The sequence below is a fragment of the Bacillus paramycoides genome, assembly GCF_001884235.1.
Classification (GTDB): domain Bacteria; phylum Bacillota; class Bacilli; order Bacillales; family Bacillaceae_G; genus Bacillus_A; species Bacillus_A paramycoides.
The window spans coordinates 31,195-49,078 of record NZ_MAOI01000025.1 but is presented as its reverse complement, the minus strand read 5'-3'; the positions used below and the strand labels follow the sequence as shown (position 1 = coordinate 49,078).

The window sequence follows — 17,884 nt, the reverse complement described above, 5'->3', positions numbered from 1 at the left end:
TTTATTTTTCGATTTTTGCCCACTTGAAGTTTAACTGGCCTGCAAAGTCAACTTGCACAATTCCTTTTACATAAGAACGTTCAAGATAAGATTCTCCTTTTTGATAGAGAGGAGCGATAACAGAGTCTTTAAATAATATTTTCTCTGATGCTAGTAATGCTTCAAAGCGGGCTTTTTCATCACCAGCTAAAGTAGTTTTGACTTTCTCAATTGTGTCATCAAACTCTTTATTAGAGTAATGATCTAAATTGTAAGGATTATTTGTTGTAAATAGTTCAAGGAATGTAATTGGATCAGCAAAGTCAGGGCTCCAACCGTCAATTCCAATTTCATATTCACCTTTCAATAATAATGAAACCTGCTGCTTACGCGGCTGAGGTTTTATATTAATCGTTAAGCCATCTAGGTTTTTTTCTAATTGTCCTTTTAAAAATTCCCCTGTTTTCTTCTCAAGGTCACCATCACTTGTTAATAGTTCTAATGTTATTTTTTCAGATCCAAGTTCTTGTTTTGCCTTTTTCCATAATTCTTGTGCAGATTTTGTATCGATTTTTGTTAAATCGCCGTTTGCAGCACGGAAGTCTGTTCCATCGGGACCTTTTGCAAAATTTTTCGGAATGAGACTATAAGCTGGTATAGAGCCATCATTTAATAACGTATTTACAAAGGATTTCCGGTCAATTGTTTGAGCAATTGCTTGACGTGCAGAGACGTTTTGAAGTACTTTGTTTTGTTGATTCATACGTAGAAATTGTACACCTACGTTTGGACGTTCTTTAAAGTTTCCATCCTTTTTATACTTATCAACGAAATCAGATGTTAATTTTATGCGGTCTAATTGTTTCGATTCGAATAAATTTACTTCCGTTGATTTTTCTTTCACAACGTTGAAATTGATTTCTTCGAGTTTGACATTATCTTTATCCCAATAAGTAGGGTTTTTCTTAAATTTAAAGCTTTGTTCATGCTTCCAATCGCTTAGTGTAAAAGCTCCGTTGTACAAGATTTTATTATCTTCTAAAGCATACTTATCACCTTGTGATTTAAAGAATTCCTCGTTGATTGGTAGAAATGTTGGGAACGCCGTTAAGCTAATAAAGTATGGAACAGGACGCTCTAATTCTACTTCAAACGTATGGTCATCAACTGCTTTTACACCAAGTTGATTGGCTGGAAGCTCTTTGCTATTAATTTTTTTAGCGTTTTTAATATCAAAGAATAAAAAAGCATATTCAGAGGCTGTTGCTGGATCGACAGCTCTTTGCCAAGCGAAGACAAAATCTTTCGCTGTTACAGGTGTGCCGTTCGACCATTTTGAATCTCGTAAATGGAATGTGTATTTCGTTTTATCACCACTTACTTCATGAGATTTTGCAACACCAGGAACAGGTTTATTACCTTCACCAAGATTATATAAACCTTCAAATACGTTTCTCATTACTTGACCAGAATCAGTATCAGTAGCACGAGCCGTATCCATTGTTCGAATCTCGGTAGGGGAAGATAAGTTTAAAACTTGCTTACTAGGTGCCTCATCTTTTGCATTTGCTCCGCTCGCTTCGTTTTTATAACTACCGCAACCAGTTAATAAAATACTTACTCCTACAACTGATGCAATACCGGGTACAAACTTCTTTTTCATTTGATTTTCCTCCTAAATAATTAATAAGATTGGATGATGATGAGGGAATGAAAAATAAAAAATCCCTCTTTTCGTATTGAGAAAGAGGGATTTTTACGTACAAGTTATGCACCCGTATATAAACGAAGTCCCTCATTCTATCTTTCAAGCATAAAGCTTGCAGGAAGTGGCACAGTATTCAAAATGAACCTGTTGCCGAGGTTTCAAAGGGCCAGTCCCTCCACCTCTCTTGATACAATGAGTAAACAAATTGACTATATTCATTTTTTTGTTTCTTTGATAATTCAAAATCTTACACCTTAGAGAATGAGGTGTCAATTGAATGTAAAATAGTTTAAATTTTCAGTTTTTAAAAAAGAACCACTGCATATGTACAGTGGTTCTCCTATTTAGAAGTTAAAGTTATCTGGGTCTGGACCAACGCGATGATTTTCATTTAAAGCTTGAATTGCTTTCATATCATCAGTGCTTAATTCGAAATCAAAGATATTCGCATTTTCAATAATACGGTGTTCTTTAATAGACTTAGGAATTGTTACAACTTCATTTTGTAGATCCCAACGTAAAGTCACTTGTGCAGTTGATTTGTTATATTTTGCAGCAATTTCTTGTAATGTTAGATTATCCAGTAGTTGTCCCTGCATTAATGGTGACCAAGCTTCAAGCTGAATGCCATGCTCTTTACAGAAAGTATGCAATTCTTCTTGCGCTAAACGTGGATGGTATTCTACTTGGTTAACCATTGGCTTAATTTCTGCAATTTCAAATACGTCTTGCAGGTGGTGAATATGGAAATTACTCACACCAATAGCACGAACACGACCATCTTTATAAAGCTTCTCTAAAGCTTTCCATGATTCAGTGTACTTTCCTTTTACAGGCCAATGTACTAAGTATAAATCTAAATATTCTAGACCTAATTTTTCTAATGTAGTTTCAAATGCTTGTAATGTTGACTCGTAACCTTGATCACTATTCCACACTTTTGAAGTGATGAATAGTTCTTCACGAGGGATGCCAGATTCGCGAATTGCTTGACCAACGCCTTCTTCATTTTTATATATCGCAGCAGTATCGATGCTACGGTATCCATTTTTTATAGCTGCTTTTACAGAATCAATTACTTCTGATCCGTCTTCTACTTTAAAAACACCTAAACCGAACCAAGGCATTTTCACGCCATTATGTAATGTTGTGTAGTCGTTTAAACTTGTTAAAGTCATATTAATTCCCCCTAGCTTTTTTATTGGTTGCTTCAATTGCTTGTTGAATGACCTCTGAAAAATTATTTTCATATAGAACTTTTAAGCCTTCGGCGGTTGAACCTCCAGGTGTTGTTACTTGTTCGCGGAGCACAGCTGGATCCTGATTTTGCTGGAGCATAGCGGCAGAGCCAGCAATCATTTGAATGACAAGGTGTTTCGCTGTTTCCTCATCAATTCCATAGCTTTTCGTTGCTTCAATTAACCCTTCAGCAAAGTGGTAGAGAAAAGCAGGTGCACTACCAGTAACTGCGGTAAGTTGGTGAACTTCCTCTTCGGTACAAGATTGCGAGGTACCGATGCCTTTTAAAAGAAGTTGTAACGTTTCTTGATGTGTTTCATCTACGGAATGTCCCGTCGTATATAAGGAGATAGACTTTCCAATTTCAGCAGCTGTATTTGGCATAATCCAGGCAACAGGTGTCCCTTGAGGAAGTCTTTCTTCTAGGTAAGATGGTCCGATTCCAGCAGCAACTGTTACGACAAATTGGTCGGTTAGAAGAGGAAATAACTCCTTTAATAACTGTTCATGTGCAGCAGGCGGCATTGCTAAAACAATTGTATCTACAGATTTAATATGCTGCTTCCAATCCGTTGTAATCGATATATCATATTGAGTTTGTAATTGCGTTAGTTTTTCTACGTTGCTTCGGTTGGAAACGATAATTTCTTCGATGTATTCTTTACTAGTTTTGAGTAATCCGGAAAATATAGCTTCTGCCATACGGCCGGCACCAATAAATAAAATTCGATGTTTATTAGGCATATCCTTTATTCCTTTCTAATGAGAAAATATTATAAAAAACGATACCATTTTTAAGAGCTTCTTGTAAAAAGAAAAGGCTTTTGCTAAGCCGAAAAGTCTTAGAAAATTGGCATTTATGGATTTTGTATAACATAGTTAGCATTGTGATTTATATTTCAACTGGCTTATACGTCATGCTAATATTATCTGTTATTAATCTGTTTTTATATATTGATGGCTTGCTAGAATGGAAGAGAAACTATAAAAACAAAATCATATAAATAATTATATTTAAAAAATAATTGCAATGAAAAACCCCCTGAAGCATATACGCTTCAGGGGGTTTAAATATAGTATAAATTTATGATTTCGTCATACCAAGTAATACAGCGCCGCCGATAATTAAAACACTACCTAGTGCAATAAAGATCAATTGACGTTTTGTTTTCTTTTCACCTAAGAAGACAATCGCACCGAATGTTGAGATAACGATTCCAGTTTGAGATAATGGGAAGCTTGTTGCTACTCCGACACGTGGTAGTGAAAGAAGTAAGAATAAGTTTCCTGTTCCCCATAGTAAACCAGATAAAGCATTACGAATTGCGTATTTGTTAAATGGTTTATGTTTAGATGTCAGTACAACTGCACCAACAAACATACCAACTGCCTGTGGTAAAATAGCAGACCAACCATCAATGTTATACCAACGAATAATAATTACATATACAAGATAGCCGAAAGTAGAAACAATTAAAGTAAGAAGTCCCTTTTTCAATTGTCCTGGTGGCTGTGCATTTTCTTTATCATCTAGTGATGTGAATACAACACCAACTACGATTAATAGGATTGCAATCGTTCCCAGAACGATCGTTGTAGTAGTAGTCCACTCACGAAAAGCGATAACTCCAAAGATAGAAGTTGCAACAAGTTGCATACCAGTGGAAATAGTTACAGTAGTTGAAACACCTAGTTTTTCAACTGTTTTTAATTGGTTTACTTGTCCTAAAGCCCAGAATAAACCTGAAATAAAACCAACAATCAAGATTGTCATTGTTAAAGCTGGTTGAGTAAATACATACATAATTGTTGCGAAGAATAGAGCACCGATTGTCATACCTACCGTTTGGCTATATGCACCACCGCCCATTTTTACGCTTACTAATAAGATGTTTCCCCATGCGATTGCAGGAAGAAGCGCTAATAAAATGTCCATTACAAGACTCCCTTCGGTTTTCTATACCAATATAATTACATATCGTTCTAACGATCGGTAATGCCCCACTAATAGAGTAGAAGATTACCGATCGCTAAAACAGGATGAAGAACTTACGATATAAATGCGTTTTCATTTCTTCATTTTTTGAAACACCTCCATATAATAACAGGAAATTGACTATTTTAGAAAGTAAATTCAAATAGAATGTATATTTTAATAAAAAATAAGATTCAGTTATTTTATAGCGATATATTTTATTTCTTAGGAAATAAAGAAGCAGCCTTTGTCGAAAGCTGCTTTAGGAAGTGGTAATTCGCTTATTAATGAGTTGAATACATAATAAAAATAGAAGTGACATGCTAATCGTTATGATGACAAGTGTCCAAGCGAGTTGCATATTACTTGCATCGATAGCCATATAAATTGCCGTTGGAATCGTTTGTGTTTTGCCAGGTATATTTCCTGCAAACATTAAAGTGGCACCAAATTCACCGAGTGCGCGAACAAAGCTTAAAATCATACCGCTAAGTAGTGCGGGGAATGCAAGCGGGAGTGTAACGTGTAGAAAAACTTGATACTCACTTGCACCAAGGTCGCGCGCGCCATCTTCAATTTGTACATTTGCGATAGAAAATCCTGTTTTTGCTGATTGATACATGAGTGGAAATGCAACGACTGTAGAAGCAATGATAGCAGCAGTAGATGTAAACATAATGGACTGCTGAAATAATGATTCAATCCACTTTCCAATGGGACTGTTATTTCCAAAAATGATAATGAGAAAAAAGCCGATAACAGTTGGTGGAAGTACCATCGGTAATAAAAAGATGGTTTCTAGTAGTACTTTATATCGCCACGAGGAGCGTGCTAACGCCCGTCCAATAATCGTTCCCAAAATCGTAACGATAACGGTGGCGCATGCAGCTACTCGTAAGGATAGAAAGACAGGTGACAAAATTGTATCAAAGCTCATAGTAATTATGGCAGGATTGTAAATCCATATTTCTTAAAGATAGATTGTGCATCTTTTGACTGCAAATACTCATAGAATGAAGTCGCCTCTTTCTTATGCTTAGATTCCTTTATAACACCTAAAGGATAGTGGATTGGCTCATGAGAATCAGCTGCTGCCGCCTCTCCAATTTTTACTTTGTCTGAAACGAGAGCGTCTGTTTTGTATACGATACCGGCATCAACATTACCTGTTTCTACATATGTTAACACTTGGCGAACATCTTTTGTAAATACGATTTTATTTTGAACGTCATTCCAAAGATTTTCATGTGTGAGAGAAGCTTTTGCATATTTTCCTGCAGGTACAGATTCGGGTGTACCGAGTGCTAACTTTTTGATTTTCTCATCTTTTAAATCTTGAAATTTTGTAAGAGAACTATTTTTTGGAACGACTAGAACTAGTTCGTTTCCAAGAAGATTTTTTCCTTCTTTTTCATTAATGAATCCTTTTTTAACGAGGGTTTGGAATTTATCTTCTGCTGCAGAGAAGAATAAATCAGCAGGCGCACCTTGTTCAATTTGTTGCTGAAGTGCACCGGAAGCACCGAAGTTAAAAGAAAGCTTAATAGTTGGTTCTTTCTCTTTATATTGCTTTTCAATTTCTTTTAATGCATCTTGTAAACTTGCAGCAGCTGATATAGTAAGCTCTACTGTTTTTCCTTCTTTAGCAACTGATCTTTCTTTCTTTTCTCCGCTTGAACAAGCTGCACTGAATATAAGAAGAAAAGAAAGTATAAGTACCCCAATGGATCGTAATGTGAATTTGTTCATAAAAAAATCCCCTTTCGTTTACCATATTAATTATAACTAATTATATTTAATTATAAATAGTTATAATTGAACATATTTAGAAATATGTGATTGTTTTTAAAAACTAGGAGAAATATTCTTTTCTTTGTTACAATGAAGGGAGAAAGTGAGGAATCGTCTATGGATCATCATTCCTACACAACGGAAGAAGTAGCAAAGCGATTAAAAGTATCAAAATTAACTGTATACGACTTAATTAAAAAGGGCGAACTCCCTTCTTATAGGGTTGGTAGACAAATGCGCATTGATGCAGCGGATCTAGAACAATATATAAAGCAAATGAAAACAGGTAAGGTACAAGTTACTCCTGTAAAGAAGGACGAAATTAGTAGTTCGAATACACGCATCATTAGTGGTCAAGAACTAACGTTAGATATGCTGGCAAAACATATAGAAAATCGTTTGCCAAATTCTAATATATTAAGGGCGTATCAAGGTAGTTTAACGAGTTTAGTGAAGATGTACCAAGGAGAAGGAAGCGTCGTTAGTTTGCATTTGTTTGATGGTGAAACGGGTACATATAATGTCCCTTACGTAAAACGTATTTTAGTTGGACAACCATGTATTATGATTAATTTATTAGCAAGAAATGTTGGGTTTTATGTGCAAAAAGGAAATCCCAAAAATATAAAAACATGGGCTGATTTATCTCAGTCATCTATACGATTTGTAAATCGAGAAAAAGGTTCTGGTATTAGGGTGTTAGTGGATGAGCAATTGCGAATTCAAAAATTAAATAAAGAAGATATTAGCGGATATGAATGGGGAGAATCAAATCACCTTGGTGTTGCCTCGCAAGTTGCGAATGGAAAGGCTGATGTTGGAGTAGGATCAGAAAAGTTTTCGCAAATTGTAAACGTAGACTTTATTCCGATAAGGAAAGAACAATATGATTTAGTACTTCTGAAGAATAAAGAAAATGAGGAACTTATTGAGGTTATGAAAGAAGTTTTGCAATCTGAAGAGTTTCATAATGAATTAAAAGCAATTGGTGGATATGATATAAGCAAAACAGGCCAAATTATATATGAAACAAACTAAAAAGCTGCTTGTCTATAAGGCGAGCAGCTTTTTCTATATATAAAGGGGTTTGGGGAAACAAATTGTTAAACGAGACTTTGAGCAAGTGCGTAAATGAAAGCCGTAAGAAGAGCTGCTCCACTTGCAAGTCCGATAAAATCTGATTTGTTGAAAGTAATGTTGTTCATCATAATCTCTCCTTATTTGTTTAATGTAGTTGCAACAGCCTTTGCATCGACAAGTGCGGATAGCACCATGCCCATTGTGTTAAAAAAATTGTTTGATTTCATTTTGTTCATCATGTGTATCCGCTCCTTTTCGAATTGTTGTTGCCCTGCTTTCTGTCTTAATTATATGAAATATAGGTAGTTGCAACTATCGAATTAGCTTACGAGAGGATTACACTTTTGTAAGAAAAAAAGACATTCGTGTAAGAATGTCTTTTAAAGCATATTGATATGATGGTACTCCGTAATTGTTTTTAAAAAGCTACGCATCGAATTGGTCATGTAGCTATCTTTACGGCGTATGAAAACAGTTGAAATACTGCCGTATTTTTCGGGAATTGGATGGCAGTGTACTTTACCTGCTGTAGAAAGGTGCTGCACCGCAGATTGGGGGACAAGTGTAATCCCAAGACCGAGCGCCACACTATTTAATATTGTTTCTAATATGTTAAATTCCATAATTCTTTTTGGCAGCAAACCTTCATCTTTAAGCCATCGTTCTAGCTTGGAACGGTATCCACATCCTTGATTAAAAACGAGGAGGGGCGTCGTAGTAAATTCTTCTATATGAAAAGCTTTATTTTGTGTAACAAGCATTAATTTCTCGGTACTAACATCGTATTGTTCAATTAGTGGGTGTTTTATTGGTCCTGATATAAAAGCGCCATCTAATTGATGATCGAGTACTTCTCTAATAAGTTCTTCCGTTAGACCAGCTTGTAATGATAAATCGACATTTGGGTAGCTTTTATAGTAAGAAGATAAGATGGTAGGCAATGTACTGACTGTTTCGACTGTACCGATTTTTAATATACCAGATGGTGTTTCACTATCTAAAAATACTTGTTTTAGTTCTTCGACATCTTGCAAAATTTTATTAACATAAACAAGCATTTTTCTTCCTTCAGCTGTTAAAGTCATGCCTCGTTTATGACGATAAAAGAGCGGTGTTTTCAGCTCATTTTCTAATTGTTTAATGCGTGCTGTTACATTTGATTGTACGTAATTTAATTCTTTTGCTGCGCCGCTTACACTACCGCGATCGGCAACGCTCTGGAAGATTTGTAAGTCTCGTAATTCCATTTTATGCTCCTCCTTGATGCTAACTATCATTATAAATGATAGTTAACATCATTTTGAATCATTTTACGTGATATATTTTTTCTTTTACAATTCTCTTTGTGCAAAAAGAAAGAAGCGGGGGATTGTGGTGAGAAAAGATCAAATGATAATAGGTGCTTTAGCATGTTTAATTGCGAGTATGTCATGGGGAGCGATGTTTCCTGTTGCTGATCACGCACTAGAATACATAGATCCATTTTATTTTTCGTCTATTCGTTATGGGGCGGTAGCAATTGTACTGATTGTATTATTGCTGCTGAAAGAAGGAAAGAAAGCATTTCGCTTAGAAGGAAGAGGGAAGTTACTCGTCTTTTTTGGAACAATGGCGTTTACTGTATATAATGTATTAGTTTTTCTAGGACAAATGTTAATGGGAAAGCCAGGTGTAATGGTAGCTTCTATTATGGAAGCACTTATGCCGATGATTTCAATTTGTATTTTATGGGGATACAAGCATATAAAACCGAAAAAGTATATGATAACGAGCATGATTATCGCGTTTATAGGGGCTATATTTGTTATTACCAAAGGTGACATGAGTTTCTTTTTAACATTGAAAGATAACATGTTTTCACTAGCATTCATATTTATTGGTGTTGTAGGATGGGTTATTTATACGATGGGTGGTCAAACGTGTAGCGATTGGTCAACATTACGTTACTCAACATTAACTTGTGTATTGGGGACAGCAGTTACAGGGGTTATAACAATAATCATTACGGCACTTGGATATGTATCAGTTCCAATTATGGGAACGATTTCTATTGTGAAATATGATTTGTTATTTATGATGACGTTACCAGGTATTGTAGCGCTACTTGCTTGGAACTACGGTGTGAAAATCTTATCATCAATTAATGGGATTTTATTTATTAATTTTGTGCCAATTACTACGTTAGTTATTATGATGATGCAAGGATATAAAATAACAATGTTTGATATTGTAGGAACATTACTTGTTATTACAGCACTTATTCGTAATAACGTTTGTCAAAGAAAAGAAGAAAATATAAGTAAGCAAGTTTCACAAGAAGAGCAATTACGCCAAGCCGTTTAATAGGCAATTGGAGGATTTTACATGTTAGAAAGTTTATTGTTTTTCTTTGCTGTTGGAGTTGCTTGCGAGCTTGCAGCAATTAATCGAAATGGTCGTAAGAAGATAAAGCAACAAGCTGAACTGATACAGCTTCTAAAAGAATTAAAGGAAAGAAAAATTTAAGAAGACGACCGGGCATAGACGGTCGTCTTCTTCTATATAAAGGGGAAAGGGGACACAAAGTTTATATAAGCGTAGCAGCGTAAATAAAAGCAGTAAGAAGAACCGAGCCGCTAGCTAATCCTAAAAAATCTAATTTGTTAAAAGTGATGTTTTGCATAATAAATTCTCCTTACTTGTTTAATGTAGAAGCGACAGTTTTTGCATCGATAAGAGCGGATAATACCATGCCCATTGTATTTAAGGAATTGTTCGTTTTCATTTTGTTCATCATATAGATCCGCTCCTTTTCAAATGGTTGTTGTTACTTTCTGACCTAATTGTATAAGATATTGAAGGGAGTCACTATCGAATTAGCTTACAAGAAAATTACACTTTTGTAAGAATTGAAATTTAACAATAAATACTTATTTTTATTACCAACTCCTAAAACTTAGTGTTATAATCGTTATAAGAAAATGATTATACTTCGGATATTCAGAAAGGAACGAAACAAATGTATAAACCAATTACATTTTCGTTGAAATATATATTTAAAATGGCTGGGAAGGTAGAAGTACAAGGGAGAGAGAAATTACCGGAAGGTGGCCCTTACGTTGTTGCTTGCACACATACAAGTTTTATGGATGTTCTAATGTTAGCGGCAGGAATGTATCCAACCCAAATTCATTACATGGCAAAAAAAGAATTGTTTGAAGGTAAATTCAAAAATTGGTTTTTTAAAAATGTAAATGCATTCCCCGTAGATCGTGCGAATCCAGGGCCAAGTACACTAAAAATCCCCTCACGTTTATTAAAAGAAGGAAAAGTAGTAGGGATTTTTCCAAGTGGGACGAGGTCATCAGAAGACGTTTCATTAAAAGCGGGTGCTGTTACGATTGCAATGCGTTCTAACGTCCCGTTAGTACCAGCGGCTTATATTGGTCCATCGAGTGTAAAAGAATTGATAAAAGGAAAAAAAGCGCGATTAGTTTTTGGGGACCCAATTCAAATCGATGCTGGAGAACAAGTGGATCGAAAAACAGCTATGAAAATGATGACAGATCAATTAAATGAAAAGTTTGAAGAACTAAAGGGAATTTTGCAGACAAATTAAAAATAAGAAAAGACGACCGGGCATAGACGGTCGTCTTTTCTATTACTATTTATATAAAGGGGAAAGGGGACACAAAATTATATAAGCGTAGCAGCGTAAATGAAAGCAGTAAGAAGAATCGAGCCGCTAGCTAGTCCTAAAAAATCTAATTTGTTAAAAGTCATGTTATTCATTGTGAATTCTCCTTACTTGTTTAATGTAGAAGCAACAGATTTTGCATCGATAAGAGTGGATAATATCATGCCCATTGTATTTAAGAAATTGTTCGTTTTCATTTTGTTCATCATATAGATCCGCTCCTTTTCAAATGGTTGTTGCCCTGTTTCTGACTTAATTGTATGAAATATTACGGAGAGTCACTATCGAATTAGCTTACAGGAAAATTACACTTTTGTAAGAAAAACGAATGGAGGTGTAATGATTAGAAGATTTGACATATGTTCATGGGATTCATTAAGTTAAAAGTAGAGGTGAGTGTATGGCTAATATTAAAGATATTGCAAAGATGGCTGGGGTTTCAGTTACGACTGTTTCAAGGGTGTTAAATGATCATCCATATGTAAGCGAAGAAAAAAGGAAAGTTGTTTTAGAAATAGTTGAGAAATTGAATTACTCACAAAATGCAAATGCTGTCCATTTATCAAAAGGGAAAACGAATATTGTTGGTGTGATTTTACCTTATATTAATCACCCATGTTTTGATGCGATGGTGGGTGGAATGATGGAGGTCGCATTGGCTCGCAATTATCGAGTGCTTCTTTGCCAAACGAATTACAACAAAAAAGAAGAAATGAAAAGTTTACATATGTTGAAAACAAAGCAATTAGATGGTCTTATTATTTGTTCGCGTGCAAATGATTGGGAAACGATCGAGCCCTATGCTTCTTATGGGACAATTATTGCCTGTGAAGATAATGATATTCCGAATATCTCAAGTGTATATACAAATCATTCGGCAGCTTTTCAATTAGGAATGAATTATCTTATTGAGAAAAGTTATAAAAAAATTGGTTATTGCACGGGAAGAAAGTTAGGGCCGAGTAGTCAAAAGCGTTTTGATGTTTATAAACAGCAATTGCAATCCATAGATGAGGAAGTCATTGAAGAATGGATTTTTACAGAATGCTTTACATTGGAAGATGGTGTAAGAGTGGCTCATAGGTTAAAGGAGATGAAGAGTCGCCCTGAAGCATTAATAGTAGCAGGAGATGAAGTTGCTATTGGAATCATGACAGAAGTTGAAAAGTTAGGTATAAAAGTTCCTGAAGATTTAGCGATTATTGGCTTTGATAATCAGCCGATCTCACAAGTGCTACAATTAACAACTATTGATCAAAATTTAAAGGAGATAGGTAAAACAGCTTTTGAAATGTTTTATCGGCAAGTGAGCGACGAGAGTTCTAAACAAGAAAAGGTGGAAATTCCGTATGAACTTGTGGAACGCTCAACCGTTTAGCTGGAATCCGTTATGTGTATAATCGCATAACGGATTATTTTTTTGAAATGCCTTTGACAGGAAACGCGTTTCATACTTTATAAAAGAGTTAAACCGGTCTGTAATAATCCATGGATTCTTTTCAAGTGTTTAAAACAATGAATAGAATTTGGAGGAATATGCATGAATGAGCTTTTATCGAGTATGAAAAAATATGTAGAGGATGACGAAAAGATTTTAGCTTTTGTGGTAGGGATATTTGAGAAGGATGATTTCACTTTAGCCTACCGACATGGGATTTTCGCAGCCACTACTAGACGTCTCCTTTTTTACGGGAAATTTTCGTGCTATCCTGCAATAATTGAAGAGTATTCGTATTTGCATATAGATGACATAGATTTCCGTCCATGTTTCGAATTTACTTGTAATCATGAAATGGTTAGAGCTAAGTATATTCAGAAGGGGAACGTGGAGCGATTTGTTCGTACAGTTAGAGTAAATATGAATAATTAATCACCCCCTTGTTTAAACATAATGTCGTGGTCATTATGGGGAAAAACGCGTAATAAAAACCACTTCTAAACCTCTAGGAGATAGTGATACAATGTCAAATGGGGGGAGGTATGAACTATGGTTAATCAACGTGTGAAGGAAATCGCATTAATTACAATCGGTTCATTACTATTTGCAATTGGTATTAATTACTTCGCAATTCCAAACCGTTTATCAGAAGGCGGAATCATCGGTCTAACGGTTGTTACTTATTATTTATTTGATTGGTCACCAGGAATTGTAAATTTTGGTTTGAATGCAATTTTATTAGCTGTAGGTTATAAATTTTTTGATAAGAAAACGATGGTTTACACAATTATAGGTATTGTGGAAACATCTTTGTTTTTATATGTTACAGAGCACATTCAGTATCAAGTGAATGGTGATACATTATTAGCGGCTTTATTTGCTGGTGTATTTGTAGGTATCGGATTAGGATGTATGTTCAAAGCTGGAGGTACATCAGGAGGATCAGCAATTTTAGCACGGTTAGCAAACCAATATTTAGGTTGGAGCGTTGGGAAAGGTGTACTTATTATTGATATCGTTGTAATTGCTGGTTCTGTATTTATAATAGGACAAGAAAAGGCAATGTATACACTTGTTGCTGTATTCATCGGAGCGAAAGTGATTGATTTCATTGTAGAAGGTATGGATACAAAAACAGCTGTTACGATTATTTCGAATCAACCAGACTTAATTCGCGAGACCATTACGAACAACATGACACGCGGTGTTACTGTGTTAGAGGGGCGCGGCGGATATACTGGTAAAAATAAAGAAGTGTTATATGTTGTTATTAATAAGCAAGAGCTTGTTAAGTTAAAGCAAGTTATTAGTCGAGTCGATGAAGATGCCTTCGTTGTCATTCACGATGTACGCGATGTACTTGGCGGTGGCTTTAAAGCGAGTTAGAAGATGAGCGAGAAAATTCGTTCATCTTTTTTTTATTCTTACAAAAATGTAAGGGGAATGTAAGGGGATTGAATGGTAGACTCATTTCCTGCTCTTTAGAATGGATGTATAAGTATCCTGCAGAGGAGGAAGATCAATATTATGAAGAAAAAAATGATTACTACTGTAATAGCGATGATAGCGATAGTGGTATTGTTATTACCTACGAAACTTGGACCAGTTATTGATAAATATAATCCGCTTTATACGACGAAAGAGTACTATACAATTGTAAATACGATTGGTCAGCACGTTGGTGATGAATGGTATGAATATGAATTTATTGCATTTGATGAACGTGGAAGAGAACAAAAAATAAAGAAAACAGTGAAACATATGTTAAAGACAGACGAGGCGTTAAGAGTTTTTGCAAAAGGTCGCTATGGTGAGTCGATTGAAGAGATTGAGACTGCAAGCATTCCAATAAATGCGAAGAGCAAACTTTTGGTGATGAGATAGCAAAATATACCCCCATCTATTTTTTGTCGAAAGGTAAAATACTAGGTGGGGGTATTTTGTTGTGCATAAAAAAATGCCCTAGTTCATATAAACTAGGGCATTTTTTATATAAAGGGGAAGGGGACACACTGAAGTAGCATAAGTGAAAGATATAAGAAGAGTAGGCTACTAGCAATGTAATTTGGTTATGTGAGTGCTCTTCTTATTTGGTTCGCTTTCTAACTTTATTTTACGAAATATACGTAAGAAGAACTATCGAATTACATTACACATATCTTACAAACATGTAAGCCTCCTGTAATGTAATTCGATAGTTAGATGTTAGTAAACTAAATATAATGTAAATATAAAGTTTTAATTTTTTACTTTCTGTTTTGTAATGTTAATGAAGAACGAAAAACCAACTAACTTTGAATAGCCTTCATCTTAGCTTAAGATGAGGCCCTTTTTTTAAACCTTACAATATTGTAAGGTTTACGTAAGTTAATTCGATAGTAATTTTGTCATATTTTTTGCATAATAGATACAAATAGATAAAATAATTAGGGATATAGTAAGAAGGGAGAAGAAAGGGATGCGTAAAGAAGAAGTAGTGAAGTTTCCAATTAAAGATTTCTGTAGCTACTTTACTGTTGCCGTAGTGTGTATTGGATTATTTGATATAATAACAAACTTAGTTGTTAAATAATATAGATGAAAAACAAGAAGGGAGATCCTTTCTTGTTTTTTTTATGGGGGCATAAAGATGAAATGGATTGATAGTCATATACATGTTGATCAATACAAAGATGAAGAGAAAAGCAGATTACTTAAAGATGTGGAGAATAGTAAAGAGATAAAGGGGCTTGTTGCAGTATCTATGAATTATCAATCATGTAAGGAAATTTTATCATTAGCAAAGAAATATCCCTTTATACACCCAGCGATAGGATTTCATCCGGAGCAACCGATTCATAAAGAAGAATGTGAGCGTATATTTAAATTAATTGAAGCTCATGTTGAGGAAATCGTTGCGATTGGCGAAGTGGGACTACCGTATTATTTAAGGAAAGAAGATGCGGGTATTACTATACATTCATACATATCAGTATTGAAAAGATTTATAGAACTAGCTAGTGAGTATGATTTGCCGATTGTATTACACGCAGTTTATGAAGATGCTGACATTGTATGTGACTTACTTGAAGAATATAAAGTTTCACGTGCACATTTCCATTGGTTTAAAGGAAGTGAAGCGACAATGAAACGGATGATGAGGAATGGTTATTATATTTCTATCACGCCGGATGTTTTACATAAGGAAAAAATTAGAAAAATCGTTTCGTATTATCCGCTTGAATATATGATGGTAGAAACAGATGGACCGTGGGAATTTCAAAAAGATGTTATGACGCACCCAAGGATAATTCGAGAGGTACTAGAAGAAATCAGTGTCATAAAAAATATATCCGTTGATAAGGTTGCGGAAACAATATATGAAAATACAATTCAATTTTATCTGAAAGGATAGGAGAGTCACTCTTATCCTTTTTATTATGGATATTTTTTCTAATATTTTCTATAATTTATCATATGCTTAATTTGATGAGGGAAGTAGGGGAGAAAATGGGGCAAGTATATAAAAAAATAGCTATTACGATTATGGCCGGGGCGCTTTCATTTGCAGTGTTTGGATGTGAATCTGAAAAAAAAGTGACTAATACAAACGTAGCACAAGAAAAAAAGGAAGAACAAATTAATCCAGAAGTTGAAAAACAGATGAAAGAAAATGAGAAAAAAGGGAATACGGTTGGAAACAGCTCTAACAAGGGGAAAATGGCAGAAAGTGATGGATGGGTTTATTATGCGGTGAATGGTGATAAAAATACAGGAGGCATTTATCGTACAAAAGATCAATTTCAGACTTCAGAGCTTGTAGTGAAAGGTGTAAATGCTTCTTACATAAATATAAAAAACAAATCTTTATATTTTATTCATACGGATGAAGAGAAGAATGCGGGATTATCTTCTTTAATGAAGTATGATATACCTAGCAAAAAGCTAGATACATTAAAAGCAGATACAAATTATGTTTATATAAAAGACCAAACTTTATTTTATCCGAAAAAATATTCAGAGCATGGTGGTTTTGATATTGTAGGGATTGTAAAAATGGATTTAAAAACGGGACAGGAAGAAGAAGCGGCATTTAAAAATTCTGGTTGGTCCAGGACGATAGACGATAGTATTCTACATTGGAATAAAAATCGTGGAACACAAGTAACAAAAGATAATAAAACTTGGTCAAAAGAAGGTTATGCAACAATATCTAGCGCTACTTATAATAATGAAAAATTATATGCTGTTGTTGACTTTTCGTTACCTTTTGAAACAAATCAAGCTGAGCATGGCATATATGAAATAGACATTCAACAAAATAACGAAAAGTTATTGGTAAAGGATGCCTTGCAGATGAATGTGAAAGGGGATACTTTTTATTATTTAAAAAAGGACGGGGTGTATAAGAAGAAAATTAATGGTGGAAATGAAAAAGTAATTTATAATAAAGCGGTTGAACCAACTAAATCCTATTTATATTTTGTAGCAGGAGATATGTATCTTTATACGGATAATGGAACTATCTTAAATCTAGATACAAAGAAATCAAATGAAGTACAAGATAAGAAGCTAGCAGATGAAGTTATGTTACAGAAAGTATGGAATGCACAGAAGGAACTTACTAATATTCAAATGGCTGCACTAACAGGAAACCCAAAACGAGTAGGGGATTTTTCGTACGGGGAATTAGTGAATCCTGCTTATAATACAAAGGACACTTTAGAGACCACGCTATCTACGTACTTCTCAAAACCATTTATAGCAGAGTATATGAAGAGTAAGTACCTTAAAGAATTAAATGGGAAAATGCACTATGTTATTGGAGACCCAGGGTCAAGAGCAGGAACTAAATTTACAAAAATTATTTCTGCCGAGCTAAAGGATGGAAAAATAAAAGCGCAGGTAGAAACGTATAATGACTATGATAATGTAACGGAAAAAGTAGAAGTTGAATTTATTTATGAAAATAATCAATGGGTTATTAATAACATGCCACGTTTTGGTTTAAGCTAAAAA

At 34.7% G+C, this 17,884-nt stretch carries 20 protein-coding genes, 1 pseudogene and 1 riboswitch; of the genes and pseudogenes, 11 read left to right on the top strand and 10 right to left on the bottom strand.

Features of this window, described 5'->3' with window-relative positions:
* Nucleotide 1 precedes the first annotated feature (1 nt).
* From BAU28_RS04410 to proC, 3 genes are all read right to left on the bottom strand, one after another.
* Entirely contained in the window at nt 2-1,642 is a 1,641-nt protein-coding gene (locus BAU28_RS04410) for a peptide ABC transporter substrate-binding protein (protein ID WP_071717863.1), read from the bottom strand.
* Between the two features lie 134 nt (nt 1,643-1,776).
* Nucleotides 1,777-1,881, bottom strand: a riboswitch (SAM riboswitch).
* Between the two features lie 150 nt (nt 1,882-2,031).
* Nucleotides 2,032-2,865, bottom strand: coding sequence for an aldo/keto reductase (locus BAU28_RS04405; RefSeq protein WP_071717862.1), 834 nt, complete (start codon nt 2,863-2,865; stop codon nt 2,032-2,034).
* 1 nt (nt 2,866) lies between these two features.
* On the bottom strand, nt 2,867-3,670 hold the full coding sequence (proC, locus tag BAU28_RS04400; RefSeq protein ID WP_025151063.1) for a pyrroline-5-carboxylate reductase: 804 nt from the start codon (nt 3,668-3,670) through the stop codon (nt 2,867-2,869).
* Nucleotides 3,671-3,744: 74 nt separating this feature from the next.
* Here proC and pnuC point away from each other — a divergent pair.
* Nucleotides 3,745-3,944: pseudogene (gene pnuC, locus BAU28_RS04395) on the top strand (nicotinamide riboside transporter PnuC); the annotation flags it as partial.
* A 66-nt stretch (nt 3,945-4,010) separates the two neighbouring features.
* Here pnuC and BAU28_RS04390 read toward each other — a convergent pair.
* The 3 genes from BAU28_RS04390 to modA all read right to left on the bottom strand — a co-directional run bounded on the left by BAU28_RS04390 (nt 4,011) and on the right by modA (nt 6,650).
* Nucleotides 4,011-4,862 carry a GRP family sugar transporter gene (locus tag BAU28_RS04390; protein ID WP_002175392.1) on the bottom strand — a complete coding sequence of 284 codons (852 nt, stop codon included), beginning with the start codon at nt 4,860-4,862 and terminating at the stop codon, nt 4,011-4,013.
* A 301-nt stretch (nt 4,863-5,163) separates the two neighbouring features.
* A complete protein-coding gene (modB, locus tag BAU28_RS04385) occupies nt 5,164-5,838 on the bottom strand; it encodes a molybdate ABC transporter permease subunit (protein WP_025151064.1) in 675 nt (224 codons plus the stop codon).
* Between the two features lie 5 nt (nt 5,839-5,843).
* Nucleotides 5,844-6,650, bottom strand: coding sequence for a molybdate ABC transporter substrate-binding protein (gene modA / locus BAU28_RS04380; protein ID WP_048374648.1), 807 nt, complete (start codon nt 6,648-6,650; stop codon nt 5,844-5,846).
* A gap of 132 nt (nt 6,651-6,782) precedes the next feature.
* On the opposite strand from modA, the gene BAU28_RS04375 reads away from it, so the two are divergent.
* Nucleotides 6,783-7,730: a helix-turn-helix transcriptional regulator gene (locus BAU28_RS04375; RefSeq protein ID WP_025151066.1), complete on the top strand. Its 948-nt coding sequence runs from the start codon at nt 6,783-6,785 to the stop codon at nt 7,728-7,730.
* Between the two features lie 65 nt (nt 7,731-7,795).
* Here the strand turns inward: BAU28_RS04375 and BAU28_RS04370 are convergent, their stop codons facing one another.
* Both BAU28_RS04370 and BAU28_RS04365 read right to left on the bottom strand, forming a co-directional pair.
* On the bottom strand, nt 7,796-7,897 hold the full coding sequence (locus BAU28_RS04370) for a DUF3948 family protein (protein WP_016103331.1): 102 nt from the start codon (nt 7,895-7,897) through the stop codon (nt 7,796-7,798).
* Between the two features lie 255 nt (nt 7,898-8,152).
* Nucleotides 8,153-9,019, bottom strand: coding sequence for a LysR family transcriptional regulator (locus BAU28_RS04365; RefSeq protein ID WP_071717861.1), 867 nt, complete (start codon nt 9,017-9,019; stop codon nt 8,153-8,155).
* Nucleotides 9,020-9,146: 127 nt separating this feature from the next.
* Between BAU28_RS04365 and BAU28_RS04360 the strand changes: the two genes are divergently transcribed.
* Nucleotides 9,147-10,115, top strand: a complete 969-nt coding sequence (locus BAU28_RS04360) for a DMT family transporter (RefSeq protein WP_071717860.1) — start codon at nt 9,147-9,149, stop codon at nt 10,113-10,115.
* Nucleotides 10,116-10,136: 21 nt separating this feature from the next.
* Nucleotides 10,137-10,277 carry a YrzO family protein gene (locus BAU28_RS04355; RefSeq protein ID WP_002115427.1) on the top strand — a complete coding sequence of 47 codons (141 nt, stop codon included), beginning with the start codon at nt 10,137-10,139 and terminating at the stop codon, nt 10,275-10,277.
* A gap of 61 nt (nt 10,278-10,338) precedes the next feature.
* Here BAU28_RS04355 and BAU28_RS04350 read toward each other — a convergent pair whose 3' ends face one another.
* Nucleotides 10,339-10,434, bottom strand: a complete 96-nt coding sequence (locus BAU28_RS04350; RefSeq protein WP_071717859.1) for a DUF3948 family protein — start codon at nt 10,432-10,434, stop codon at nt 10,339-10,341.
* Nucleotides 10,435-10,770: 336 nt separating this feature from the next.
* On the opposite strand from BAU28_RS04350, the gene BAU28_RS04345 reads away from it, so the two are divergent.
* Nucleotides 10,771-11,370, top strand: a complete 600-nt coding sequence (locus BAU28_RS04345) for a lysophospholipid acyltransferase family protein (RefSeq protein ID WP_002175384.1) — start codon at nt 10,771-10,773, stop codon at nt 11,368-11,370.
* 77 nt (nt 11,371-11,447) lie between these two features.
* On the opposite strand, the gene BAU28_RS29680 is transcribed toward BAU28_RS04345, so the two are convergent.
* Complete coding sequence (locus BAU28_RS29680) at nt 11,448-11,543, bottom strand: DUF3948 family protein (RefSeq protein ID WP_002124767.1); 96 nt, start codon at nt 11,541-11,543, stop codon at nt 11,448-11,450.
* A gap of 305 nt (nt 11,544-11,848) precedes the next feature.
* Between BAU28_RS29680 and BAU28_RS04335 the strand changes: the two genes are divergently transcribed.
* The 6 genes from BAU28_RS04335 (at nt 11,849) to BAU28_RS04305 (ending at nt 17,881) form a co-directional block, all read left to right on the top strand.
* The gene (locus BAU28_RS04335) at nt 11,849-12,826 is read left to right on the top strand and encodes a LacI family DNA-binding transcriptional regulator (RefSeq protein WP_025151069.1); all 978 of its coding nucleotides are present in this window, start codon (nt 11,849-11,851) and stop codon (nt 12,824-12,826) included.
* A gap of 162 nt (nt 12,827-12,988) precedes the next feature.
* On the top strand, nt 12,989-13,318 hold the full coding sequence (locus tag BAU28_RS04330) for a PH domain-containing protein (protein WP_071717858.1): 330 nt from the start codon (nt 12,989-12,991) through the stop codon (nt 13,316-13,318).
* Nucleotides 13,319-13,435: 117 nt separating this feature from the next.
* Nucleotides 13,436-14,272 carry a YitT family protein gene (locus BAU28_RS04325; protein WP_002175380.1) on the top strand — a complete coding sequence of 279 codons (837 nt, stop codon included), beginning with the start codon at nt 13,436-13,438 and terminating at the stop codon, nt 14,270-14,272.
* A 141-nt stretch (nt 14,273-14,413) separates the two neighbouring features.
* Complete coding sequence (locus BAU28_RS04320) at nt 14,414-14,770, top strand: YxeA family protein (RefSeq protein WP_002175379.1); 357 nt, start codon at nt 14,414-14,416, stop codon at nt 14,768-14,770.
* 745 nt (nt 14,771-15,515) lie between these two features.
* Nucleotides 15,516-16,280 (top strand): TatD family hydrolase, encoded by a 765-nt coding sequence (locus BAU28_RS04310; RefSeq protein ID WP_071717857.1) that lies wholly within the window; start codon nt 15,516-15,518, stop codon nt 16,278-16,280.
* 95 nt (nt 16,281-16,375) lie between these two features.
* Nucleotides 16,376-17,881 carry a DL-endopeptidase inhibitor IseA family protein gene (locus tag BAU28_RS04305; protein WP_071717856.1) on the top strand — a complete coding sequence of 502 codons (1,506 nt, stop codon included), beginning with the start codon at nt 16,376-16,378 and terminating at the stop codon, nt 17,879-17,881.
* Nucleotides 17,882-17,884 lie beyond the last annotated feature (3 nt).

What these genes read in the sequence shown, in the direction of transcription:
- BAU28_RS04320 (WP_002175379.1), top strand. Translation starts at nt 14,414, where the DNA reads ATGAAGAAAAAAATGATTACTACTGTAATAGCGATGATAGCGATAGTG.
- proC (WP_025151063.1), bottom strand. Translation starts at nt 3,670, where the DNA reads ATGCCTAATAAACATCGAATTTTATTTATTGGTGCCGGCCGTATGGCA.
- BAU28_RS04355 (WP_002115427.1), top strand. Translation starts at nt 10,137, where the DNA reads ATGTTAGAAAGTTTATTGTTTTTCTTTGCTGTTGGAGTTGCTTGCGAG.
- BAU28_RS04335 (WP_025151069.1), top strand. Translation starts at nt 11,849, where the DNA reads ATGGCTAATATTAAAGATATTGCAAAGATGGCTGGGGTTTCAGTTACG.
- BAU28_RS04410 (WP_071717863.1), bottom strand. Translation starts at nt 1,642, where the DNA reads ATGAAAAAGAAGTTTGTACCCGGTATTGCATCAGTTGTAGGAGTAAGT.
- BAU28_RS04305 (WP_071717856.1), top strand. Translation starts at nt 16,376, where the DNA reads ATGGGGCAAGTATATAAAAAAATAGCTATTACGATTATGGCCGGGGCG.
- BAU28_RS04390 (WP_002175392.1), bottom strand. Translation starts at nt 4,862, where the DNA reads ATGGACATTTTATTAGCGCTTCTTCCTGCAATCGCATGGGGAAACATC.
- modB (WP_025151064.1), bottom strand. Translation starts at nt 5,838, where the DNA reads ATGAGCTTTGATACAATTTTGTCACCTGTCTTTCTATCCTTACGAGTA.
- BAU28_RS04310 (WP_071717857.1), top strand. Translation starts at nt 15,516, where the DNA reads ATGAAATGGATTGATAGTCATATACATGTTGATCAATACAAAGATGAA.
- BAU28_RS04405 (WP_071717862.1), bottom strand. Translation starts at nt 2,865, where the DNA reads ATGACTTTAACAAGTTTAAACGACTACACAACATTACATAATGGCGTG.
- BAU28_RS04325 (WP_002175380.1), top strand. Translation starts at nt 13,436, where the DNA reads ATGGTTAATCAACGTGTGAAGGAAATCGCATTAATTACAATCGGTTCA.
- BAU28_RS04350 (WP_071717859.1), bottom strand. Translation starts at nt 10,434, where the DNA reads ATGCAAAACATCACTTTTAACAAATTAGATTTTTTAGGATTAGCTAGC.
- BAU28_RS04345 (WP_002175384.1), top strand. Translation starts at nt 10,771, where the DNA reads ATGTATAAACCAATTACATTTTCGTTGAAATATATATTTAAAATGGCT.
- BAU28_RS04365 (WP_071717861.1), bottom strand. Translation starts at nt 9,019, where the DNA reads ATGGAATTACGAGACTTACAAATCTTCCAGAGCGTTGCCGATCGCGGT.
- BAU28_RS29680 (WP_002124767.1), bottom strand. Translation starts at nt 11,543, where the DNA reads ATGAATAACATGACTTTTAACAAATTAGATTTTTTAGGACTAGCTAGC.
- modA (WP_048374648.1), bottom strand. Translation starts at nt 6,650, where the DNA reads ATGAACAAATTCACATTACGATCCATTGGGGTACTTATACTTTCTTTT.
- BAU28_RS04370 (WP_016103331.1), bottom strand. Translation starts at nt 7,897, where the DNA reads ATGAACAACATTACTTTCAACAAATCAGATTTTATCGGACTTGCAAGT.
- BAU28_RS04375 (WP_025151066.1), top strand. Translation starts at nt 6,783, where the DNA reads ATGAAGGGAGAAAGTGAGGAATCGTCTATGGATCATCATTCCTACACA.
- BAU28_RS04330 (WP_071717858.1), top strand. Translation starts at nt 12,989, where the DNA reads ATGAATGAGCTTTTATCGAGTATGAAAAAATATGTAGAGGATGACGAA.